The 19583-nt window shown below is 68.6% G+C and carries 28 protein-coding genes; 16 read left to right on the top strand and 12 right to left on the bottom strand.

The features are described 5' to 3' along the window. The first annotated feature begins 72 nt into the window (after positions 1–72). Positions 73–414 carry a metalloregulator ArsR/SmtB family transcription factor gene (locus tag DC434_RS06070; protein ID WP_116634388.1) on the top strand — a complete coding sequence of 114 codons (342 nt, stop codon included), beginning with the start codon at positions 73–75 and terminating at the stop codon, positions 412–414. Here the strand turns inward: DC434_RS06070 and DC434_RS06065 are convergent. Both DC434_RS06065 and DC434_RS06060 read right to left on the bottom strand, forming a co-directional pair. Continuing rightward, positions 373–753, bottom strand: coding sequence for a CHY zinc finger protein (locus DC434_RS06065; RefSeq protein WP_116634387.1), 381 nt, complete (start codon positions 751–753; stop codon positions 373–375). The two genes, DC434_RS06070 and DC434_RS06065, sit on opposite strands and share 42 nt — an antisense overlap. Further along, positions 746–1519 (bottom strand): TetR/AcrR family transcriptional regulator, encoded by a 774-nt coding sequence (locus DC434_RS06060; RefSeq protein WP_116634386.1) that lies wholly within the window; start codon positions 1517–1519, stop codon positions 746–748. Before DC434_RS06060 ends, DC434_RS06065 begins: the two co-directional genes overlap by 8 nt. A gap of 73 nt (positions 1520–1592) precedes the next feature. On the opposite strand from DC434_RS06060, the gene DC434_RS06055 reads away from it, so the two are divergent. Then, on the top strand, positions 1593–1991 hold the full coding sequence (locus DC434_RS06055) for a VOC family protein (RefSeq protein WP_116634385.1): 399 nt from the start codon (positions 1593–1595) through the stop codon (positions 1989–1991). A gap of 35 nt (positions 1992–2026) precedes the next feature. Here DC434_RS06055 and DC434_RS06050 read toward each other — a convergent pair whose 3' ends face one another. Together DC434_RS06050 and DC434_RS06045 are read right to left on the bottom strand one after the other, a co-directional pair. Then, a complete protein-coding gene (locus DC434_RS06050; RefSeq protein ID WP_243408832.1) occupies positions 2027–2575 on the bottom strand; it encodes a VOC family protein in 549 nt (182 codons plus the stop codon). A 62-nt stretch (positions 2576–2637) separates the two neighbouring features. Continuing rightward, positions 2638–3480: a helix-turn-helix transcriptional regulator gene (locus DC434_RS06045; RefSeq protein ID WP_116634384.1), complete on the bottom strand. Its 843-nt coding sequence runs from the start codon at positions 3478–3480 to the stop codon at positions 2638–2640. Between the two features lie 124 nt (positions 3481–3604). Here DC434_RS06045 and DC434_RS06040 point away from each other — a divergent pair, with 124 nt between their 5' ends. The 4 genes from DC434_RS06040 to DC434_RS06025 all read left to right on the top strand — a co-directional run bounded on the left by DC434_RS06040 (position 3605) and on the right by DC434_RS06025 (position 6763). Further along, on the top strand, positions 3605–4585 hold the full coding sequence (locus DC434_RS06040) for an SDR family oxidoreductase (RefSeq protein ID WP_116634383.1): 981 nt from the start codon (positions 3605–3607) through the stop codon (positions 4583–4585). Positions 4586–4594: 9 nt separating this feature from the next. Continuing rightward, positions 4595–4786 carry a hypothetical protein gene (locus DC434_RS06035; protein ID WP_133192783.1) on the top strand — a complete coding sequence of 64 codons (192 nt, stop codon included), beginning with the start codon at positions 4595–4597 and terminating at the stop codon, positions 4784–4786. A 24-nt stretch (positions 4787–4810) separates the two neighbouring features. Beyond that, the gene (locus DC434_RS06030) at positions 4811–5899 is read left to right on the top strand and encodes an acyl-CoA desaturase (protein WP_116634381.1); all 1089 of its coding nucleotides are present in this window, start codon (positions 4811–4813) and stop codon (positions 5897–5899) included. A gap of 78 nt (positions 5900–5977) precedes the next feature. Beyond that, a complete protein-coding gene (locus tag DC434_RS06025; RefSeq protein ID WP_116634380.1) occupies positions 5978–6763 on the top strand; it encodes a DNA/RNA non-specific endonuclease in 786 nt (261 codons plus the stop codon). Between the two features lie 18 nt (positions 6764–6781). Here the strand turns inward: DC434_RS06025 and ykgO are convergent, their stop codons facing one another. Next, entirely contained in the window at positions 6782–6904 is a 123-nt protein-coding gene (gene ykgO, locus DC434_RS06020) for a type B 50S ribosomal protein L36 (protein ID WP_036311902.1), read from the bottom strand. An 81-nt stretch (positions 6905–6985) separates the two neighbouring features. On the opposite strand from ykgO, the gene DC434_RS06015 reads away from it, so the two are divergent. Then, a complete protein-coding gene (locus tag DC434_RS06015; protein ID WP_116634379.1) occupies positions 6986–7990 on the top strand; it encodes a GTP-binding protein in 1005 nt (334 codons plus the stop codon). 40 nt (positions 7991–8030) lie between these two features. Here DC434_RS06015 and DC434_RS06010 read toward each other — a convergent pair whose 3' ends face one another. Beyond that, on the bottom strand, positions 8031–8909 hold the full coding sequence (locus tag DC434_RS06010) for a helix-turn-helix transcriptional regulator (RefSeq protein WP_116634378.1): 879 nt from the start codon (positions 8907–8909) through the stop codon (positions 8031–8033). Between the two features lie 91 nt (positions 8910–9000). Between DC434_RS06010 and DC434_RS06005 the strand changes: the two genes are divergently transcribed. The 5 genes from DC434_RS06005 (at position 9001) to DC434_RS05985 (ending at position 12556) form a co-directional block, all read left to right on the top strand. Further along, positions 9001–9873 (top strand): aldo/keto reductase, encoded by an 873-nt coding sequence (locus DC434_RS06005; RefSeq protein ID WP_207769931.1) that lies wholly within the window; start codon positions 9001–9003, stop codon positions 9871–9873. A 129-nt stretch (positions 9874–10002) separates the two neighbouring features. After that, positions 10003–10518, top strand: a complete 516-nt coding sequence (locus DC434_RS06000) for a sigma-70 family RNA polymerase sigma factor (RefSeq protein ID WP_116634376.1) — start codon at positions 10003–10005, stop codon at positions 10516–10518. Positions 10519–10554: 36 nt separating this feature from the next. Next, entirely contained in the window at positions 10555–11883 is a 1329-nt protein-coding gene (locus DC434_RS05995; protein WP_133192782.1) for a hypothetical protein, read from the top strand. 18 nt (positions 11884–11901) lie between these two features. Further along, positions 11902–12312 (top strand): NAD(+)--rifampin ADP-ribosyltransferase, encoded by a 411-nt coding sequence (gene arr, locus DC434_RS05990; RefSeq protein WP_116634374.1) that lies wholly within the window; start codon positions 11902–11904, stop codon positions 12310–12312. Positions 12313–12331: 19 nt separating this feature from the next. Then, positions 12332–12556, top strand: coding sequence for a hypothetical protein (locus DC434_RS05985; RefSeq protein WP_116634373.1), 225 nt, complete (start codon positions 12332–12334; stop codon positions 12554–12556). A gap of 43 nt (positions 12557–12599) precedes the next feature. Here DC434_RS05985 and DC434_RS05980 read toward each other — a convergent pair whose 3' ends face one another. Then, complete coding sequence (locus DC434_RS05980; protein ID WP_116634372.1) at positions 12600–12866, bottom strand: hypothetical protein; 267 nt, start codon at positions 12864–12866, stop codon at positions 12600–12602. A 122-nt stretch (positions 12867–12988) separates the two neighbouring features. Between DC434_RS05980 and DC434_RS05975 the strand changes: the two genes are divergently transcribed. After that, the gene (locus tag DC434_RS05975) at positions 12989–13582 is read left to right on the top strand and encodes an XRE family transcriptional regulator (protein WP_116634371.1); all 594 of its coding nucleotides are present in this window, start codon (positions 12989–12991) and stop codon (positions 13580–13582) included. Between the two features lie 31 nt (positions 13583–13613). On the opposite strand, the gene DC434_RS05970 is transcribed toward DC434_RS05975, so the two are convergent. The 3 genes from DC434_RS05970 to DC434_RS05960 are packed head-to-tail and all read right to left on the bottom strand — an operon-like array spanning position 13614 to position 16106. After that, positions 13614–14294 (bottom strand): response regulator transcription factor, encoded by a 681-nt coding sequence (locus tag DC434_RS05970; RefSeq protein WP_116634370.1) that lies wholly within the window; start codon positions 14292–14294, stop codon positions 13614–13616. After that, on the bottom strand, positions 14291–15406 hold the full coding sequence (locus tag DC434_RS05965; protein ID WP_207769915.1) for a histidine kinase: 1116 nt from the start codon (positions 15404–15406) through the stop codon (positions 14291–14293). The genes DC434_RS05970 and DC434_RS05965 overlap by 4 nt, the downstream gene beginning before the upstream one ends. 4 nt (positions 15407–15410) lie before the next feature. Further along, positions 15411–16106 (bottom strand): DUF2306 domain-containing protein, encoded by a 696-nt coding sequence (locus DC434_RS05960; protein WP_207769914.1) that lies wholly within the window; start codon positions 16104–16106, stop codon positions 15411–15413. Between the two features lie 131 nt (positions 16107–16237). Between DC434_RS05960 and DC434_RS05955 the strand changes: the two genes are divergently transcribed. Further along, the gene (locus DC434_RS05955; RefSeq protein ID WP_207769913.1) at positions 16238–17245 is read left to right on the top strand and encodes an NAD(P)-dependent alcohol dehydrogenase; all 1008 of its coding nucleotides are present in this window, start codon (positions 16238–16240) and stop codon (positions 17243–17245) included. A gap of 25 nt (positions 17246–17270) precedes the next feature. Beyond that, positions 17271–17762 (top strand): DUF6326 family protein, encoded by a 492-nt coding sequence (locus DC434_RS05950; RefSeq protein ID WP_116634366.1) that lies wholly within the window; start codon positions 17271–17273, stop codon positions 17760–17762. A 47-nt stretch (positions 17763–17809) separates the two neighbouring features. Here DC434_RS05950 and DC434_RS05945 read toward each other — a convergent pair whose 3' ends face one another. Continuing rightward, positions 17810–18154 (bottom strand): DUF1801 domain-containing protein, encoded by a 345-nt coding sequence (locus DC434_RS05945; RefSeq protein ID WP_243408831.1) that lies wholly within the window; start codon positions 18152–18154, stop codon positions 17810–17812. 121 nt (positions 18155–18275) lie between these two features. Here DC434_RS05945 and DC434_RS05940 point away from each other — a divergent pair, with 121 nt between their 5' ends. After that, entirely contained in the window at positions 18276–18740 is a 465-nt protein-coding gene (locus tag DC434_RS05940; protein WP_116634364.1) for a GNAT family N-acetyltransferase, read from the top strand. 380 nt (positions 18741–19120) lie between these two features. Here the strand turns inward: DC434_RS05940 and DC434_RS05935 are convergent, their stop codons facing one another. After that, positions 19121–19486: a nuclear transport factor 2 family protein gene (locus tag DC434_RS05935; protein ID WP_116634363.1), complete on the bottom strand. Its 366-nt coding sequence runs from the start codon at positions 19484–19486 to the stop codon at positions 19121–19123. Between the last annotated feature and the right edge of the window lie 97 nt (positions 19487–19583).

The raw sequence follows: 19583 nt of genomic DNA, 5'->3' as shown, positions 1-19583 counted from the left end.
AAATCGAAAAACTTCAATATGAAGACCATCCCCTACCTATCGAAGAATGTCAATACGTGACAGACTAGCGGGGTGAGCCTGCCCCTGACCATCGAAGCGACCTCCTGCTGCGTCCCCCGCGTCACCTCTGCCGTCTCCGTCGAGGACGCGGAAAGGGCAGCCCGCGTGTTCAAAGCGCTCGGCGACCCGACACGCGTTCGACTGCTGTCACTGATCGCCGCGGGCGAGGGCGGGGAAGCATGCATCTGCGACCTCACGGAGCCGGTCGGGCTCTCCCAGGGCACGGTCTCCCACCACATGAAGCTGCTCGCAGAGGCGGGGCTCGTCACGCGCGAGCAGCGCGGCAAGTGGGCGTACTTCGCCCTCAACGACTCAGCGCTCGACGCGGCCGCCGATGCCCTGCGGACGACCTGAGGGTCTCACCGCCGGCTCGGCCTCGAAGTAGAGGTGGGCATGCAGCGCGCACCTCTCGTTGAACCCGGCATCGCACTCCGGACAGGAGGATGCCGCCAGATAGTCGGTGATCGTCAGCTCCGCACCGCAGGCTCCGCACAGCACGGCCTTCGTCGCGCGCTCGTCGAAGCCCCACTGGCGCGCGGGATGCCCGGCAGCCTCCGCATGGCAGAGATGGCACGGGTAGTACTCGCCGCAGCAGGCGAAGCGGATCGCGATGATGTCGACGGCGGTGCGATAGTGCGCGCATCGGGTCATGTCGTCGACGACCGCGCCGCGGACGACCGGACGACTAGGCATGGGGCTCGCGACCTTCGATCAGTGCGGCGAGAGCGTCGAGCGTACGCGCGAGCCCGAACGCCCAGGCCTGACTCGCACCCCACGCGCCGCCCTGCGCCTCTCCGGCGGCGGCGCCGATGCGCACCGCTCGCGGAAAGGCCGCAGGGTCGAGGGCGCGGACGAGGATCGGCTGGTTCGCCGACCACCACTGCTCATCGCTCATCGCGGTGTCGGTGACCGCACGGGCGGCGTCGTGCGCCGAGCGACAGTGCGCCTGGACGAAGCCGAGGAGGTAGGTGAGCGAGGCGTCGACATCGACATCCGAGAGCCCGGTGCCGTCGAAGGCGGCGAGCTCGTGCTCGTACTTCGCCATGACCCCGGGACCGAGCGGCGGCCTGCTGAGCGCGGCGACCTCGGTGAGCCACGGATGCCGGGTCAGCAGCTCGCGGTTCGCCTGCGCGATCTCGGTCACCCGTTCGCGCCACGGCCTCTCCTCTGAATCCGGCCGCGCCATGCCGGCGTAGAGCGCGTCGACCATCAGGTCGAGGAGCTCCGGCTTCCCCGGGACGTAGGTGTACACCGACATCGGCGCGATGCCCACGCGCTCGGCCACGGCACGCACCGTGACTCCGGCGAGCCCCTGCTCATCGGCGATGGCGAGGGCCGCATCGACGAGCCGACCCACGGCGACGGAGCGCGCCGGGCCCTTCCGCGGAGCCGACGGCTCACCCCAGAGCAGAGCGAGGGTCCGGCTCGGCTCTCCTGCGCCCGTGCGATCGGCATCCATGGGAATGATCTTGCCACATCTGCGTTATACGCAGTACATTGTACGTCGTACAGTGTTACCGATAGGAGCATCCATGCAGTTCACCTCGACAGCGATCTCGCTGAATGTGCCCGACGTCGACCCCTCCGCCGAGTGGGTGCAGAGGCACCTCGGCTTCTCCGTCGCGATGGCGGCCGAAGGATTCTGCTCGCTGCAGCATCCGGATGCCGGGATCAACCTGATCTACCTCCGCACGGGCCTGCCGACGTTCAAGCCCGCGTCGGCGGCTGCGGACGCGACAGGCCTCCTCGTCGTCTTCACGGTCGACGCCATCGACGACGACTACGCCCGCCTGCGCGAGGAGGGCGTCACCATCGTCACGCCGATCGAGACCGAGCCCTGGGGCGAGCGCTACTTCCAGATGACGGACCCGAACGGCATCGTCTACCAGCTCGTCCAGTGGGTCGAGCCGACGGAGGAGCACGTCGGCTGACAGCGGTGCCACGCGCTGAGCCGCCTCGACGCCGCTCAGCGCGTGGGTGCGCTCGACCGCCCCTGATCCCGACCGCTGAGCTCTGCGTCGAGCGTCTCCTGGGCGACGCGCATCTGCTCGGCATACGCCGGCTGCTGCAGGCGCTGCCAGATCAGATCCTCCGAGACTTCTTCGACGTTGCTCACCACCCACCAGATGTTGCCGAACGGGTCCTTGATGCGTCCCCCACGCTGACCGAAGGCATTGTCGTCGAGGGCGGTCACGACGACGGCTCCCGCTGCGATCGCCTGAGCGAAGGTCGCATCGGCATCCGGAACCCACACCCGCAGCAGACTCGGCATCACCGGCCACTCCGGACGGCGATCGAAGGCCAGGATGATCGTGTCCCCGACCCGGATCTCGGCATGGCCGATCAAGCCGTCCTCCGTGGCGACGCGCGCGATCTCCTCGCCGTCGAACGCCGCGGCGACGAAGTCGAGCAGTGCTCCGGTGTCGTCCGTGACGACCCATGGCGCCACGGTCGTGTAGCCGGCGGGGGCGGAGTTCTTCGCGTCGGTCATCTTCTTCTCCGATCTGGATGTCATGCGATGAACCTACGAGCAGATGCGGACAGATCCTGTCCTCGTGCGCTCCAGCCGAGACCCGGTCAGTGCGCGTACCGCGGCCCCAGGACCGAGAGCAGCTTCAGCTTCTCGTGACTCTCCGACCCCGGGGCCGCGGTGTAGACCAGCAGGGCCTGCGAGGACTCCGGGTCGATCAGGCTCTGACAGGACAGATCGAGGGCACCGAGCTCCGGGTGGATGAACCGCTTGGTCTCCTGCGGCCGCAGCCCGATCTCCTGCCGCTCCCAGAGCATCCGGAATTCCTCGCTCTCATCGCGCAGCAGGCGGCAGAGCTCGGCGGCGCGCGACTCCGGGCCGTTGCGGGCCATCACCTCGCGCAGGCCGGAGACCCACAGCCGGGCGAGGAACGCGTGGTCGCGGGGGTCGTAGAGCTCACGCGAACCCGGATCCGTGAACCACCGGAACCCGATGCTGCGCTGCGGGCCGGTGAGCTGCGCGGTGTCGCCGGTGAGCGCGACGCCGAGCGCGGTCTGACGCAGCGTCTCCCCCAGCTCCGTGACGACCTCGGCCGGCGTGTCCTCGAGGCGGTCCAGGATGCGCAGCATTCCCGGTGAGACGTGGTCGCTCTCCACACCGCGAGCGGGAGGTCGGTGGCCCGCCAACCGGAACAGGTGGTCGCGTTCCTCCACCGAGAGATGAAGTCCCTGGGCGATCGACGCGATCATCTGCTCCGACGGCAGCGGGCCGCTGCCGCGCTCGAGGCGCGCGTAGTAGTCGGCCGACATGTGACTGAGCGCAGCCACCTCCTCGCGCCGGAGTCCGTCGGTGCGCCGACGCTGCCCGCGAGGCAGGCCGACGTCCTCCGGCTGGAGCACGTCGCGCCGCATCCGGAGGAACTCCGCCAGCCCTGCCCTGTCGATCCCCATGCGCACGGCATCCTCTCGTCGCCACGATCCTGACATGCCGGTGCTCCGGCATCCACTGATCGACGAGTCCTGGATAGCGCGCCGGGCACCGATGAGAGTGGAGGAGACCTGAAGGAGCACGCTCATGCCACGCACCATCGACATCACCATCCCACCGCTGCACGGTCGACGCGCCGTCGTCACCGGCGGGAGCGACGGCATCGGACTGCGGATCGCCACCCGTCTCGCCCAGGCCGGCGCAGACGTCGTGCTGCCGGTCCGCAATCTCCGCAAGGGCGAGGCGGCGGCCGCCGGGATCCGGGAGAAGGCTCCGTCCGCCGAAGTGGAACTGCTGCCCCTGGACCTTTCATCGCTCGCGTCGATCGCCGCGTTCGGCGACAGCATGCGAGAGGACGGACGGCCCATCCATCTCCTCATCAACAACGCCGGCGTGATGACGCCACCGGACCGGCAGGTCACGGCCGACGGCTTCGAGCTCCAGTTCGGCACGAATCACCTCGGCCACTTCGCGCTCGTCGGGCAGCTGCTGCCGCTGCTGCGTGCGGGCAGGGCCCGCGTCACGTCGCAGGTCAGCGTCGCCGCGAACGAGCGATCCATCCACTGGGACGATCTGAACGGGGAGCGCTCGTACAACGGCATGACCGCGTACAGCCAGTCGAAGATCGCCTTCGGTCAGTTCGCGCTCGAGCTCGACCGTCGCAGCGAAGCACAGGGCTGGGGCATCACGAGCAACCTCTCCCACCCCGGAGTCGCCCCCACCAGCCTGCTCGCCGCCCGGCCGGAGCTCGGACGCGGACAGGACACGTTCGGTGTGCGGGTGATCCGGTGGGGATCCGCCCGCGGGATCGTGTTCGGCACTCCGGAATCGGCGGCTCTCCCCGCCCTCTACGCAGCGACGTCTCCCGACGCCCGCCGCCGCGCGTTCTACGGACCGCGCGGGATCGGTCATCTCGGCGGCGCTCCTGCCGAGCAGCGGCTGTACTCCCGTCTGCGCAGCGAGGAGGAGGCGCGGCGGGTCTGGCAGGTCTCCGAGGAGCTGACCGGCATCCGATTCCCCGGCGACGGACCGATCGAGACTGTGAGCCCACCCAGCTTGGGGGCGTAACGTCCGGTCATGAACGCACAATTGAAGATCGCGGGGCACAGCCCCGAACCGCTGGGTCACGGATCTGCCCTCGTCGACGCGCTTCCGGCCGCGCTGACGACGAAGCACGTGCCTGACCACCACACCGCCGCAACGGTGACCGACGACGACGAGGCACGCATCTCGGACTGGGCCGAAGAGGGCGGTGCCGCCCGCGACTAGGGCGACACCCGCGAAGAGGTCATCATGGACGACATCCGTCCGACCGTCCGCACCCGTCCGCGCGACAGCGCGGCCCGCGCATCGAGCACCTTCACGGAGCTCGCTCAGACCGTCCGCGAGCGCGGACTGCTGCGCCGCCGTTACGGCTACTACTGGTCGAAGCTCGTGGGAGCGCCACTGGTGCTCATCGCCTGCATCCTCGTGTTCGTCTGGATCGGCGACACCTGGTGGCAGCTGTTCACCGCGGCCGTGCTCGCGATCGTGTTCACCCAGATCGCGTTCCTCGGCCACGACGCCGCCCACCGCCAGATCTTCGTCTCCGGACGCTGGAACGACTGGATCAGCCTGATCCTCGGCGACCTGCTCGTCGGCATGAGCTACGGCTGGTGGCAGCACAAGCACACCCGGCATCATGCGAATCCCAACAAGCTCGGCGCCGACCCCGACATCGAGCTGCCTGTCATCGCGGTCACAGCCGACAGCGCCGCACGGCATCACAGCCCGCTGGTGTCATGGCTGCGGGCGCACCAGGGCCTGATGTTCTTCCCGATCCTGCTCTTCGAGGGCCTGTCGCTCCACGCGTCGAGCGTTCGACGCGTGTTCACACGCGGACGCCTCGAGCGGCGATGGGTGGAGATCGTCTTCCTGGCCGTGCGGATGATCGGCTATCTCATCCTGGTCTTCCTGGTGCTGTCACCGGGCATCGCCTTCGTGTTCCTCGCCGTGCAGCTCGGACTGTTCGGCTTCTACATGGGCATCGCCTTCGCACCGAACCACAAGGGGATGCCGGTTGTCCCGCGGGACATGACGCTGGACTTCCTGCGGCGCCAGGTGCTGATGAGCCGCAACGTGAGCGGAAGCCGGTTCATCGATGTTCTCCTCGGCGGGCTGAACTACCAGGTCGAGCACCACCTCTTCCCGTCGATGCCTCGCCCGCACCTGCGTCGCGCGGCGCCCGTGGTCGAGGCGTACTGTCGCGAGCTCGGGGTGCCGTACACCCGCATCGGCCTGTTCGCCTCGTACGCGATCGTCGTCCGCTACATCAACCGCGTCGGCCTCGGCGAGCGCGACGTGTTCAGCTGCCCGCTGATCGAGCAGCGCAGTCACGTGTAGTGCGCTCCCGTGGCAGGTATGGCGGGTGTTTCGCTCGCAGACCCGCCAAAACTGCCACGGGAGCACCATGATGGACGGATGACGGACGGGTATCGGGACGACTTCCTCGCCACCGCGGTGGCGTTGCCGCAGACGGGGCGCGCCACTCGGAGGCTCGACTACCCGCGCTTCTCGGTGCTGCTCGACCCTTCGCGTCGCCTCGCGGCGGCGACGGCGGTGAACATCGACGGCGCCGAGCTCCGCGACCTCGCCAGAGAGGGCGAGTGGCGCCTCGATCCCCGGGTCGATGCCGACGAGCAGACCGGCCCCGAGGTCTACGCGCGCAACGACCTCGACCGCGGGCACCTGGTCCGCCGGCGCGATCCGGGCTGGGGCGAGCCTGCCGACGCACGGGAGGCGATGGAGGCGACCTTCTTCTACCCGAACGCCGCGCCGCAGGCCGCCGGCTTCAACCAGTCGAAGGAACTGTGGCTCGGCCTCGAAGACCATGTGCTCGCCTATGCCGAGACGACCGATCAGCGGCTGAGCGTCTTCACCGCGCCTGTCCTCGCCGACGAAGACCCGGCGTACCGCGGCATCCGGATCCCGCTGCGATTCTGGAAGGTCGCCGCCTGGCAGGATGCGACCGGTCTTCGCGCCGCGGGGTTCGTCCTCGACCAGACCGAACTCGTCGACACCGGCGAAGGCCTTCTGGCGAAGCCGCCGCTCGGGGCCTTCCGCACCTTCCAGGTGCCGATCGCGGACATCACGGGCATCACGGGTGTCGACTTCGGGCCGCTCGCTGACGCCGACGTGCTGGATCGCGCCGACCTGCGGGCGGGCGGCTGGCGCGCGCTGCGCTCGGCGGGCGACACGATCCTCTGAGCTGCCGCCCGCCCCGGGTCAGCCCTGACGACCCTTGAATCGGGGGTTGAGCTTGTTGATGACGAAGACGCGCCCGCGACGGCGCACGACCTGGGCGCCGGGTTGATTCTTCAGGGACTTGAGCGATGCACGAACCTTCATGACGATCTCCTTATTGATAATCTTTCTCAATAACAAGGTAGGGTGGCGAGGACCGCCCGTCAAGAAGAGAGCAGATCGTCCATGGAGCACCCCCTCATCGTCGTCGGCGTCTGCGTGCCGGAGCGACGACGGTACGCGTCCGCGCTCGCCCGGGCGACCGGCAGGCGCCTGGTGCGGATCTCGGAGCACCCTCCCGCGCCTCGGGAGGAACGCGATCCGATCCCGTCGGAGCGGTCGCTCGGCAGCGGCGAACTCTGGCGATTCGTGGCCGACATCGGGACCGAGATCGACCTCCCGCACGTCGACCTCGCGACGGATCCGCGGATTCCGGTCGTGTGCGTCGTGGACGCCCTGCACCTGCTGGAGGACCTCGCCGACCAGCGCCCGCTCCTCGAGACCGCAGGCCCCGGTGACGACCGCGGCGACGTCGGCGCTCGCGCCCGTCGCGCCGTGTCCTTCGTCGAAGGCGCGACGCTGATCTCCTTCGTCAACTGGGAGGCGGTCGACACGCCCCGTCTGGCCCTCGTGATGACGATCGCCTCTCACCTCAATCCCGCCGCCCGCGTGCGTCTGTCGCGCGGACCGGCGGACGACATCCGCGCCCTGAGCTCCGGGTCGCCGGAGTCGCCGCTGCTGCTGGAGAGAGCGGGCTGGGTGCACGCGCTCAACGATGAGCACGATCCGCACATGACAGATGCGCGTGTGACGACGCTCCGCTACGAGCAGCCGCGCCCGTTCCACCCCGCGAGGCTCGCCGCTGCGCTGGACGACATCGAGTCCGGTCGCCACGGTCACATCGTGCGGTCGGCGGGATTCTGTCGTCTCGCGACGCGGGCGAGCGTCCTCGCACGCTGGGATCACGTCGGTTCCGCGATCTGGATGGATCCGCTGTCGTCCGATATCGAGGCGGCGTCGACCGTGCAGGACATCGCGTTCACCGGGCTCGGCATCGATGCGCGGGCACTCCGCGACGCCCTCGACGACGCCGCCGTCACCGACGAGGAGCTCACCGCCGGTCCGGTCGCATGGCGCGAGTTCGAGGACCCGCTCCCCGCGTGGCCGTCGATCGTCGAGGAGCGCCCCTGAACGACCGCCCGTCGGTCGTCGTGTCCGGCCGCTCGCTGCCTCAGGCTTCGGCCGATGCCGCCTGGTCCGCGCTCGCCGACTCCGTCGCGACCCAGCTGGCGAGCATCTTCAGCTTCTCCTCGGATGCCGTGCCGGGCTCGGCCGTGTACGTCGACATGCGCAGTCCCGGGTCGGAGGGCAGCTCGAACGCCTCGTAGACGAGCTCGATCTCGCCGACGACCGGATGCCGGAGCCGCTTGACCCCACTGCGGTGGTGGCGCACATCGTGCGCGGCCCACAGTGTGCGGAACCGATCGCTGCGCGTCGAGAGCTCACCCACCAGGTCGCTGAAGCGACGGTCGAACGGATTGCGGCCGGCCTCACCGCGCATCGCCGCGACGATCTCACGGGTGACACGGTCCCAGTCGGGATAGAACTCGTGCGCCGCCGGATTCAGGAAGGCGAAGCGTACGCTGTTCGGCGAGGGATCGGTGAAGTGCGGCGAATAGAGCGCCTTGCCGAGCGCGTTCGCGCCGAGATAGTCGAAAGAGCTGTTGCGCACGAGTGCCGGCGCCCCGGTCATCGCGTCGAGCAGGCGCTGGATGCTGGGGCGGATCGCCTCCGCCTTCTTCCGCGGCTTCCTGGCCACGGGTGAGGCGTTCGCGGTGCGGGCGAGGTCGAAGAGGTGCGCCGTCTCCGCGTCGTCGAGCTGCAGCGCCCTCGCGAGGGAGTCCAGCACGCTGTCGGACGCTCCGGAGAGGTCACCGCGTTCGAGGCGGGTGTAATAGTCGACGCTGACGCCCGCGAGCAGCGAGACCTCCTCGCGACGGAGCCCCGGCACGCGTCGGTTGCCCCCGAACACGGGGAGCCCTGCCTTGTCGGGGGTGAGTCGTGCGCGCCTCGTGGAGAGGAACTCACGCACCTCGCTGCGGGTGTCCATACCTCGACGGTACGCCTTGCGTGCGGACGAAGGGAGGTACCAGCACCCCCTCCCATCCGGCCGCATCCGTCCGCACACTGGAGGTATGACCATGAATCTCACCCTGAACAACGGCGTCACCATGCCAGCGCTCGGCTTCGGCGTCTTCCAGGCCGCTCCCGAGGAGACCGTCGCAGCGGTGACCGCGGCGCTCGAGACCGGCTATCGCCTGATCGACACGGCAGCGGCATACGGCAACGAGCGCGAGGTCGGACAGGCCATCCGACAGTCGGGCATCTCCCGCGACGAGATCTTCATCGAGACCAAGGTGTGGATCAGCGACTTCGGCTACGACGAGACGCTGCACGCCTTCGAGAAGTCGACCGGCAAGCTCGGCGTCGACACTCTGGACCTGCTCATCCTGCACCAGGCGCTGCCCTCGCAGTTCGACCTGACCGTCGGCGCGTACAAGGCCCTCGAGTCCCTACTCGGCGAGGGGCACGTGCGCGCCATCGGCGTCAGCAACTTCATGCCGTCGCACCTCGCCGACCTGGCCGCCTCGACCTCGATCGTGCCCGCGGTCAACCAGGTCGAGGTGCACCCGTACTTCCAGCAGCGCGATGTGCAGCGGGCGGATGCCGCGGCGGGCACGATCACGCAGGCCTGGTCGCCGATCGGCGGCATCACCGCATACCGCCCCAACGGCGCGTCGGCCTTCGACGACGAGACGCTGAAGGCGATCGGCGCGGAGCACGGCAAGTCGCCGGCACAGGTCATGCTGCGCTGGCACCTGCAGCAGGGCCGCTCCGCACTGCCGAAGTCGGTGCGACCCGCGCGCATCGCCGAGAACTACGACGTGTTCGACTTCGAGCTCACGGCCGAGCAGCTCGCCTCGATCGACGCGCTCGACACCGACGTGCGTCGCGGGCCCGAGCCGGAGGCCGTCACTCTCGAGGCCTTCGGTCGGGAGATCCCGGAAGCATGAGCCGTTCGGCGAGCGCCGCGGACGAAGAGCACGGGAGAAGCTGAGTCGCGCAGCCGGACCTGCAAGAATCGGCTCACGTCCGACACATCCTCAGTGAACGGGTCCGTCGGACCCGCCGTGAGGAGTGTCATGGGTCATCGACCGTCCGATGCTCAGGCATGGTTCACGACCGAAGTCGCGACGCTCGTCGACCCCGTGTATCGCTACTTCCTCCGACGGTCCGCCCGGCAGGATGCCGACGACCTGACCGCTGAAGTGTTCGAGATCGCCTGGCGTCGGTGTGACGACATCCCGTCCGAGTGGGTGCTGCCGTGGCTCTACCGCACGGCGAGTCACGTGCTTGCCAATCATCGGCGCCGCACGTCACGGCTCCCCCTGCATCTCACCGACGAACCGCCACCCTCGGACGACCATGCGGCGCGGATCGCGGATCACGACCGACTCCTGCGCGCGCTGGCCGAGCTGTCTGAGCGCGACCGTGACATCCTGCTCCTGCATGCGTGGGAGGGCTTGAACGGCGACGAGCTCGCCGAAGCGCTCGAGATCTCGCGATCCGGCGCACAGGCCGCGCTCTCGCGCGCGCGGGTCCGACTCCGCGAGGTATGGGATCCATCGGTGCAAGATGAGGGCGCCCGTCGACAGTGACTCAGTGGACGAACACCGTGAGAGACGAGGCGCATCATGAGCGACGACACCCCGGGTGACGAGATTCGGGCATTGGAGTCCGCTGACCCTGCCGCGGCCGCCACGGCATCCGCGGACCTGCATGACCGCATCTCGCGTATCCCGACGGCGACCACCCCCGTCCCGGCAGGACGCGGAAGGCCACGATGGCTCGTGCCACTCGCCGCATCCGCGGCGGTCGCCGCCGCCATCGGGGGCGCGTACATCTGGGGTTCGGGCGGTATCGCCGTCAGCCCGTCGACGACGCCGATCGCGGTGGAGACCGGAACACCGGCTGACCCTGCGCGTCCGATACACCTCTATGGCGACGGGTCCGGGGGCGCACTGTCGCAGTCGGTCGAGATGCAGGTGGGAGGTCGAGTAGAGCCGTCCGTCGGCGTCGGGTTCGGGTGGGATCGACCGACCGGTCGCAATCGATTCCTCCTCCCGACCCTCGACACGGCGTCGACCCAGGCGGACGTCTTCGTGGTCGACCCCGCGGCGCAGACGACGGCGGAAGACGCCGGCCGGATGGCCGCAGCGCTCGGTCTCTCCGGCGACGCCCGGCCCAGCGATCTCGACGGCGGGTGGGTCGTCGGGGACTACGCCGGTGCCTACTTCGGTCTGCAGCTGTGGGGCGAGGCATACTTCCAGAGCGGCATCCCCGATGCGCTCTCCGTGTGCGAGAGATCGGCCACGGACCTCCACGGTCGCGACAAGATGAACGACGACGGAACCTGGGCCTTCGGCCAGGAGATGATCCGGTGCATGGCCGACACTCCCCCTCCGAGCGACGAGCTGGTGCAGGAGTCGGTCAGTCTGTTCCTCTCGGCCCTCGGCATCGATGAGACGGCGACGCAGATCACGCTGACTCCCGACGGCTCGGATCACACGACGACGGCAACGGCCGCCCTGATCGTGGAGAACAACGTGACGGAGATCGTCGCCCGGGTGACGGTGTCGGCGCAGGGGATCATGTACGCCTCCGGCCCCACCGGCGAGATCGTGTCGCTCGGCTCCTACGCCGTGGTCAGTCCCGCCGAAGCCGGAGAGAGACTCAGCGATCCGGCGTTCTCGGCCCGCATGGTGTCTTCACCCGACTACCTCTCGGTTCCCCCGGCGTCGCTGACCGCTCCACCTGAAGCTCCCCAGCCCGGTTCTGCCGTCCCGTGGAAGGTAGTCGATCGCGAGATCGTCTCGGTCCGCCTGGGCCTCGCTCTGCTCCCCAAAGACGTGAACCAGCATCGGTACCTCGTCCCGACCTATGAGTTCACCGCCGCGGACGGCACCGTCTGGAGCGTGATCGCGCTGGGCGAGGACGAGCTGGACATGACGGGCTCGGGATAGAACTCCTAGGCTGTCGGGATGGGTGACGCGCTGGACGAGGGACCGTTCTTTCACGGCACGAAGGCCGATCTGCAGGAGGGGGACCTCCTGACGGCGGGCTTCCGCTCCAACTACCGCCCCGAGATCGTGATGAACCACATCTACTTCACGGCTCTGCGGGATGGCGCAGGGCTGGCGGCCGAACTCGCGGCGGGTGACGGCGAGCCGCGCGTCTACCTCGTCGAGCCGACCGGCCCCTTCGAGAACGACCCGAATGTGACCGACAAGAAGTTCCCCGGCAACCCCACGCGCTCGTATCGCAGCACCGAGCCGATCCGGGTCGTCTCCGAGGTGCTCGACTGGACCCGGCTGACCCCCGAAGCACTCGCGACCTGGCGGGAGACGCTGGCCGCGATCCGCGCCGACGAACGCAGCGAGATCATCAACTGACTGCCGATATCGTGGAGGCATGAGCCGCCTGGAACCCCGTCCCCTTCTCGGACTCGTCGGGGCATTGCTGTTCTGGGGCGGCCTCTGCTTCACCATCCTCTTCGGCGCGGTGGGCGCCTGGCTTCTCGCGACAGGATCTCAGCCGTCGTGGATCCTGCTGGCCGTCACGGCGGGAGTGTGCCTCGTGGGTCTCGGGATCGTGAAGTGGAGCGGCGTGCCCCTGAGCGAGGCGATGCTGCTCTGACGGGAGCTCCCCGAAGCGCGCCCGTGCGCGCGACGCCGCGAAGTCAGCGTCCGATGCCGGCCTGCAGCGATGCGTACAGGCGCATCAGCTGCGGGACCACGAGGTAGACCGCGACGGGAACGACCACGATCGTGAGGACGAACGCGCGGAGCACGGGATTCCATCCCTCGGAGAACGGTGCGATGGCGAAGAAGCCGAGCGTCACGAGCGGGAAGATCGCGAGCCAGGTGATGACGGCGCGGACATGCACGGACGGAGGCTTCGCGATGGCGCGGTCGGCGGGGCGCGTGGCGGGCTGAGGGTTCGACATCGTCTGTCCTTCATTCGGGGTAGGAGCGCGGCTTCTCCGCGCATGGGACCACCGTCCCAGGCACCGGCACGAAAGTGGGAATTCCGTTGCTGAAACCGGGAAGGAGATGCTTGAGTGAGCGGATGAGCACGAGGCAGCGGATAGAGACGGAACTGAGCCAGATCGGGCCGCGGCTTCGACGAGTCCGTCTGGCCAAGGACACCACTCTCCTCGACCTGGCGAGCATGACGGGGATATCGAAGAGCACGCTGTCCAGGTTGGAGTCCGGTCAACGCAAACCCAGCCTCGAGCTGCTGCTGCCGATCGTCGCCGCTCTCGCCGTGCCTCTCGAGCAGATCGTCAGCCCTCCCCGCATCGGCGACCCCCGTGTGGCTCCGAAGACCTCTCGCGCCGACGGACGCATCCTCACGAGACTCTCGGCCAGAGGAGGTGAGCCGCAGGCCTTCCAGATCACGATCCCTGCGACCGAACAGGAGCCGACCCTGCGCGCCCACGACGGGTACGAATGGATCTACGTGCTGGACGGTCGCATGAGGCTCGTGCTCGGCGAGCACGACATCGTCATGCGGCCGGGCGAGGTCGCGGAGTTCGACACGAAGAACCCGCACTGGTTCGGGTCGGCCGGTGCGGGACCCGTCGAGATTCTCAGCCTGTTCGGCGCACACGGACAGCGGATGCATCTCCGCGCGCGCACGACTCCCGCGAAAGCCCGCTGACGCGCTCGCACACGCAGCCGTCAGCGACGGATCACCGCTCGTCGCCGTCGCCGGCTCGCCGGCGCATCCGTCCCGTCTGGTGCGCCCAGATGGCGATCTCGACGCGATTGCGGGCGCCGAGCTTCGTCATGAGGCTCGCGACGTGCGTCTTCACCGTGCTGATGGTGATGTAGAGCTCGCTCGCGATCTCACCGTTGCTCAGGCCTCCCGCGACGGTCGCGAGCACCTGCTCCTCGCGCTCGGTGAGCGGCTCGACGGGCTGCGGAGGCGGCGCGGCGGGACGCGCTCCGGCGAATGCCTCGAGCAGCCGGACCGTGACGTTGGGGGCGATCAGAGCATCCCCGCCGGCGGCAGCGCGGATCGCCTGCGCGAGAAGCTCCGGTCCGGCATCCTTGAGCAGGAAGCCCTTGGCGCCCGCCCGCAGCGCGGCGAAGACGTACTCGTCGAGATCGAAGGTCGTGATGACGACGACCGCCATCGGGTCATCCACGCCCGGACCGGCGAGCAGGCGGGTCGCCTCGATGCCGTCGAGATCGGGCATGCGGATGTCGAACAGGCAGACGTCTGGCCGCAGGCTCCGGGCCAGGGCGACGGCTTCGTTGCCGTCGACGGCCTGACCCACGACCTCGATGTCCGGCTGGGCGCCGAGGATCATGCTGAGGCCCGTGCGCACGAGCTCCTGGTCGTCGGCGACGAGCACGCGGATGGTCATGCTGACCATCCAACACGAGGGAGCACCGCGGTGACGGCCCATCCGCCGCCGGGCGCCGGTCCTGCCTGACAGGTGCCGCCGAGCAGAGCTGCGCGCTCCATCATGCCGATGATCCCGAAACCGGGCGTGGGAGAGGAGGCGACCTCGCCGTCGTTCGTCACGCTCAACCGCAGCCCTCCCGCATCCGCCTCCACGAGCACGTCCACACGCGTGACCTGCCGGGCGTGACGGAGAGCGTTGGTCACGGATTCCTGGGCGAGACGGAAGACCGCGGCGGCCACCGGCGGCGGGATGCTGCCGCCATCCCCCGCCACCCTCACGACGACCGTCGCGCCACCGGGCCGCGTTCCGGCGAGCTGCATGATGTCGCCCAAACGCGGACTCGGCGCAAGCTCGGCCGTCTCGCCCTGCCGCAGCACCCGCACCATGGACCGCAGCTCGCTCAGGGTCTTGGCCGCCTCCACCTCGATCACGCCGAGCGCGTCCTCCGCCGCTCGAGGGTCTCGCGCCGCCACCGCCAGGCCCGCCTGGGCCCGGATCGCGATGGCCGAGACGTGGTGGGCGACCGTGTCATGCAGATCACGGGCAAGATGCTCACGTTCCCGCATCCGGATGCGGTCGAGGCCACGCTGCCGGGATCCGGCGCGATAGCGGAAGGCGATGCCGAGCAGCACCACCGTCAGCAGCAGCGCGAACCCGCCGATGAGCTCATCGAGGCCTTCCCCGCGGACGAACGTGAGGCCGAGGCTCGCCAGGAGGACGACCGAGCCGATCACGAGGTCGCGACCTGCCCCCCAGCGATAGAGCGCGTAGACGTTCACCATGGCGAAGAGGCTCGTGTAGAGGGTCGAGTCGGGCAGGAGCAGCCCGAGCGGCACCATCACGGCGATGAGCATCAGCAGCGGCTTCGTGCGGCGCCAGAGCACTGACGGCAGCACGGCGAGGAGCACGAGCACCGAGAGCAGCGGCTGCTGCAGGTCGGTTCGGAGGATGCTCTCGACCACCGCCAGCACGGCGACGAGGGCCAGGAGGACCCAATCCCGCCAGACCCGGCGCGGCGGAGGGGGCACAGCGCTCGGCGCACTCCACGCGGAACGCAGAAGCCCGGTCACTCCGTCAGGATACAAGCGCAGAGCCATCCGTCACGCGGCTCATCCGCCGGCCGGTCCGTCTGCGGATGAGCAGCTCCGCCACCAGGCTGTTGATGACGAAGGCCACCGCGACCAGCCAGGCCTCGCCGAATGCGTCGACCTCGCCGAGGGGGATCGTCCACGACGCGAAGACGAGCGCCTGGGTTCCGCCGGAGATCGCGATCGCGTAGGCGCGTGTCATCCATGCACCGTGTGCGGGGAAGTCCCGGCGCCTGATCGCGATCACCGCTCGCACCAGGAACACCGTCATCGCTGTCGCGAAGACGAGGCGGATCATCGCGAGTGCGAGCTCATCCGGGGGTCCGCCGAAGAAGACGGCGAGCCAGACGGCGGACAAGGCCGCGAGGAAGGCGGCGGGAACCAGGACGCGGCCTGCGGAGCGATGCCAGCGACGCCGGGCTCGCAGCGCCGGAGAGAACTGGAAGGCGCCGAGAACGCAGTACACGGTCATCGACACGATGTGCACGACCAACGCCACTGTCGAGGCCGGAGGCGATGGGTCCCCGGAGCCGGCGCCCACCTCTCCGAGCCGGAGCACGCCGCCGAGCACCGGGAGCGCGCTGAGCAGCAGGAGCCCGGTGATCGCCGGCCATCCGCTCTTCGGACGCGCCCGCCGTCGCACCGAGGTCGGACGGCGGGTGGCCTTCATCTGTTGCGACATGTCTCGATGCTCGTCGCCCTGGAGCGCGAGGACATCGGCCCGCGGCACAGAACGGATGCCGTACTTTCGGCCGAGCAGATCCGGACCGCCTGGCCGATGATCCGCGCACCCGGGAAGACGAGCATCGAGGCATGACACCCGATAAGACCATGACCGCGGCCGTCTACCACCGGTTCGGCGGCCCTGAGGAGGTGCACCTCGAACAGCGCTCCATCCCCTCGCCGAAGTCCGGCGAGGTGCTCGTCCGGGTGCACGCGAGCACGGTGAGCATCGCCGACCATCGGTCCCGCGCTAGGGACGTGCCGCCCGGCCTCGGTCTGCTCGCGGCCGCCGGGATCGGCGTGCTCCGTCCGAAGCATCCGATTCTGGGCATGGATGCCGCAGGCGTCGTCGAAGCCGTCGGTCCGGGCGTCACAGCTTTCACCGCCGGCGACCGTGTCATCGCGGCGATGGGCGGAGCGTTCGGCGGTCACGCCGAGTACGTGTGCATGCCCGCCGAGGGGGCGATCACCCACGCTCCTGCGAGCATGACCCTCGAGGAGGCCGTGACCCTCGTGTTCGGCGGCATCACCGCGCAGGGCTTCTTCAGACAGGTCTCGATCGGGCCGGGCACCTCGGTGCTCGTCAACGGAGCATCCGGCGCGGTCGGCACTGCGGCGGTCCAGCTGGCGAAGCAGCTCGGCGCCGACGTGACGGCCGTCACCAGCGGCGGCAACGCCTCTCTGGTCCTGTCACTCGGCGCGGACCGGATCATCGACTACACCCGCCAGGACTTCACCGCGGGCGACGAGACGTACGACGTGATCGTCGACGGCGTGGGCAATGCCGGGTTCGGCCGCGTCGAGAGATCGATCGCTCCCGGCGGGGCGCTGCTCCTCGTCATCGCCGACCTGTGGTCGATGCTGCGCAGCCGCGGTCAGACCCGTCGATCGGGAAAGCTCGTCACCTGGAACGTCGGCAAACCCGGCGCCGACGAGCTCGCCCACGTCGTGGCTCTCGCAGACTCCGGTCGCTACCGACCCGTCATCGACCGGTCCTTCGCCCTGGCCGACATCGTCGAGGCGCACCGCTACGTCGACACCGGGCGCAAGCGAGGCAACGTCGTGCTGCGCATCGCCGACGTCGACCCTCTCTCATGATCCGCACCCGACAAAGGAGTACCTGATGAACACACGACGACCCACCACCACCGCGCTGGAAGAGCAGCGGATGCCGGTCAGAGCCAGACTCGCTGCCGCCTGGACGAGCTTCATGCTCTTCTACATCTACGTGGACATCCTCGCCTTCTACAAGCCCGGCGTCGTCGATGACATCCTCGTCGGCGTCGTCTGGCAGTTCTACATCACCCAGACCTGGGCGATCATCGCGCTGAGCCTCCTCGCGATCCCGATCCTCATGGTCGTGCTGTCGGTGGCGCTGCCCGCCCGGGCCGCCCGCATCGTGAACCTCGTCGTGGCGTCCATACAGATCCCGTTCGCGGCCTTCAACGCCGTGGGCGAGGTAGGCGGGTCGTGGCTGTTCTTCTACCTCCTGGGCGTCGCACTGGAGCTGGTCGTGCTCGCGTTCATCGTGCGGTGGGCCTGGACATGGCCGCGCGGCGCAGCAACGACGGACACGGCGGCCAGCGCAGAGCGTGCGGTGAGAGACGTGCGGTAGGCACGGACTCGACGCTCACGGACGGGTCCCCTGGGATCCCGTCCGTGTCAGGCGGCGGCCTTCTCGACCCAGGCGCGAATCGTGGCCTCGGTCGCAGCATCCAGCGACGTGACCGTCCACGCGACGGGGTGCAGATGGGCACCCTCTTCTCGTGTCGGGTTGACGACCTCGCCGAAGCCGAACGCGAGGTAGTCCTTGTCCGGCTTGATGTAGCAGATGTCCTTGCCGTCTCTCACGTAGAACACGAGTCCCCAGCGGACGACCGGCTCCAACGAGGGCGCGCTTTCCCGGACGAGAGTGTGGAGGCGCTCAGCGACTTCCCGGTACTGCGCAGGGGCTTCTCGGAGCTTCGCGAGAACAGCCTCGTCGCCCTTCTTCGCGAACAATCCCATGTTCCTGCCTCCCTGAGTCAGCCTGTGGTCACCGGTGGCGAGTCTACGTCGACGGACTCGAGAGCGTCACTCCTACACCGCCGGCTGGCGTCTGGGATGCCGCGGCGTGCATAGTGAGAATGTGAGCGATCTGCACGTACGGAGAGCACGGCCTGAGGAGCACGAAGAGATCTCAGCTTTGGCTCTGCGCTCGAAGGCGCACTGGGGGTACTCAGCCGAGTTCCTCGAGGCATGCCGAGCAGAGCTGACCTTCGATGCGACGACCTGTGGGTCACCGCTGATGTGGATCGTGGAGCAGGACAATACCGTTCTCGGCTTCAGCCTCGTGAAAGGCGACACAGACGAAGGCGAACTATCGGCGTTGTTCGTCGATCCGTCCGCGATCGGCACCGGGTGCGGCCGAATGCTGCTCGAGCACACACTGCACTCCGCGCGGGCCGCGGGGTTCACGCGCCTGGAGCTCGATGCGGATCCAGGTGCGGAGTCGTTCTATCTGCGTTTTGGTGCTCGACGCATCGGCACCTCGCCCAGTGGTTCCATTCCGGGCCGCGAGCTTCCGCGACTAGCGATTGCGCTCACGGAGTAACCGGAAGCGGCTGGTGCGCTGCCGACAGCCGGGCTGTCTCACAAACGGTGCCGGTAGTCGCGTTCGCCACGGCCCGCCGAAAAACGTCGAGCGAATGGTTCGGCGCAGCCGGTCCCGGCAGAGGTTCGGCAGAAACGCGAACGGCATGTCGCGTGGTCAGTCACCAACACGAGTGCGGATGCCGAAAACGATCGTTCTAGCGTGGGACGTAGTCCAGGGTCTGGCTCTGCTTCGAAGAGATTGATCAGACGACTCTGGTCCCAAGGTCGCCGCTTCCTGACAGCCGCGCACGGCGACGGGGAGGTGCTCGCGTGAGTGTCGCGAGCGCCTCCCCTGTCGAACGCGCATCAGATGCGGGCCGCCGGCGACGACCACTGACCTCAGAAGGCGATGATCAGCTTCGCGATCTTGTCGCCACGAAGCGTGAAACGGAACGGTAGGTCGACGACGCCACCGGGGAAGTCACCCTCCAGGTGGGCGATGACCGTCCACTTGTCAGGTCCGTCCTGACGCTGACCGGTCAGGGTCGTCGTGTAGGCGTATTCGCCGCCGGTCTTGTTGAGCCAGGCACGGACGCCGTCCTCACCGTGGTAGTCGATGCCCTCGTCGTTGACGTGTGCATCGGAGGTGAACGCCTGCGCGATCGTCTCCGAGTCGGTTCCGTCGCCCTGAGCGACCATGTACTGGGCGACGACCGGCGGGACGATCGCAGCGTCGTAGATGTCGTACGTTTCGGTGGTGGCCATGAGATTTCTCCAGATTCACTAGTTCGATGGGTGAGCCTGCAGGGGGCTTCGGGCTGCCGGCCGGTACCGGTCGAGGACCTCTGTTCCCTGCATGACT

It is taken from the genome of Microbacterium sp. TPD7012 (genome assembly GCF_003075395.1).
Taxonomy (GTDB): domain Bacteria; phylum Actinomycetota; class Actinomycetes; order Actinomycetales; family Microbacteriaceae; genus Microbacterium.
The sequence above is the reverse complement of the archived record's forward strand: the minus strand, read 5'-3'. Positions and strand labels throughout refer to the sequence as shown.

Excerpts from the sequence above, each read along its gene's own strand:
- DC434_RS06005 (WP_207769931.1), top strand. The coding sequence starts at position 9,001 with ATGAATCTCACCCTGAACAACGGCGTCACCATGCCAGCGCTCGGCTTC.
- arr (WP_116634374.1), top strand. The coding sequence starts at position 11,902 with ATGGGTGACGCGCTGGACGAGGGACCGTTCTTTCACGGCACGAAGGCC.
- DC434_RS06050 (WP_243408832.1), bottom strand. The coding sequence starts at position 2,575 with ATGACATCCAGATCGGAGAAGAAGATGACCGACGCGAAGAACTCCGCC.
- DC434_RS06045 (WP_116634384.1), bottom strand. The coding sequence starts at position 3,480 with ATGGGGATCGACAGGGCAGGGCTGGCGGAGTTCCTCCGGATGCGGCGC.
- DC434_RS05935 (WP_116634363.1), bottom strand. The coding sequence starts at position 19,486 with ATGGCCACCACCGAAACGTACGACATCTACGACGCTGCGATCGTCCCG.
- DC434_RS05980 (WP_116634372.1), bottom strand. The coding sequence starts at position 12,866 with ATGTCGAACCCTCAGCCCGCCACGCGCCCCGCCGACCGCGCCATCGCG.
- DC434_RS06010 (WP_116634378.1), bottom strand. The coding sequence starts at position 8,909 with ATGGACACCCGCAGCGAGGTGCGTGAGTTCCTCTCCACGAGGCGCGCA.
- DC434_RS06060 (WP_116634386.1), bottom strand. The coding sequence starts at position 1,519 with ATGGATGCCGATCGCACGGGCGCAGGAGAGCCGAGCCGGACCCTCGCT.
- DC434_RS06065 (WP_116634387.1), bottom strand. The coding sequence starts at position 753 with ATGCCTAGTCGTCCGGTCGTCCGCGGCGCGGTCGTCGACGACATGACC.
- DC434_RS05945 (WP_243408831.1), bottom strand. The coding sequence starts at position 18,154 with ATGGGATTGTTCGCGAAGAAGGGCGACGAGGCTGTTCTCGCGAAGCTC.
- DC434_RS06040 (WP_116634383.1), top strand. The coding sequence starts at position 3,605 with ATGCCACGCACCATCGACATCACCATCCCACCGCTGCACGGTCGACGC.
- DC434_RS05960 (WP_207769914.1), bottom strand. The coding sequence starts at position 16,106 with ATGTCGCAACAGATGAAGGCCACCCGCCGTCCGACCTCGGTGCGACGG.
- DC434_RS05985 (WP_116634373.1), top strand. The coding sequence starts at position 12,332 with ATGAGCCGCCTGGAACCCCGTCCCCTTCTCGGACTCGTCGGGGCATTG.
- DC434_RS06030 (WP_116634381.1), top strand. The coding sequence starts at position 4,811 with ATGGACGACATCCGTCCGACCGTCCGCACCCGTCCGCGCGACAGCGCG.
- DC434_RS06055 (WP_116634385.1), top strand. The coding sequence starts at position 1,593 with ATGCAGTTCACCTCGACAGCGATCTCGCTGAATGTGCCCGACGTCGAC.
- DC434_RS05970 (WP_116634370.1), bottom strand. The coding sequence starts at position 14,294 with ATGACCATCCGCGTGCTCGTCGCCGACGACCAGGAGCTCGTGCGCACG.
- DC434_RS05950 (WP_116634366.1), top strand. The coding sequence starts at position 17,271 with ATGAACACACGACGACCCACCACCACCGCGCTGGAAGAGCAGCGGATG.
- DC434_RS06015 (WP_116634379.1), top strand. The coding sequence starts at position 6,986 with ATGGAGCACCCCCTCATCGTCGTCGGCGTCTGCGTGCCGGAGCGACGA.
- DC434_RS05995 (WP_133192782.1), top strand. The coding sequence starts at position 10,555 with ATGAGCGACGACACCCCGGGTGACGAGATTCGGGCATTGGAGTCCGCT.
- DC434_RS05975 (WP_116634371.1), top strand. The coding sequence starts at position 12,989 with ATGAGCACGAGGCAGCGGATAGAGACGGAACTGAGCCAGATCGGGCCG.
- DC434_RS06025 (WP_116634380.1), top strand. The coding sequence starts at position 5,978 with ATGACGGACGGGTATCGGGACGACTTCCTCGCCACCGCGGTGGCGTTG.
- DC434_RS06035 (WP_133192783.1), top strand. The coding sequence starts at position 4,595 with ATGAACGCACAATTGAAGATCGCGGGGCACAGCCCCGAACCGCTGGGT.
- DC434_RS05955 (WP_207769913.1), top strand. The coding sequence starts at position 16,238 with ATGACACCCGATAAGACCATGACCGCGGCCGTCTACCACCGGTTCGGC.
- DC434_RS06000 (WP_116634376.1), top strand. The coding sequence starts at position 10,003 with ATGGGTCATCGACCGTCCGATGCTCAGGCATGGTTCACGACCGAAGTC.
- ykgO (WP_036311902.1), bottom strand. The coding sequence starts at position 6,904 with ATGAAGGTTCGTGCATCGCTCAAGTCCCTGAAGAATCAACCCGGCGCC.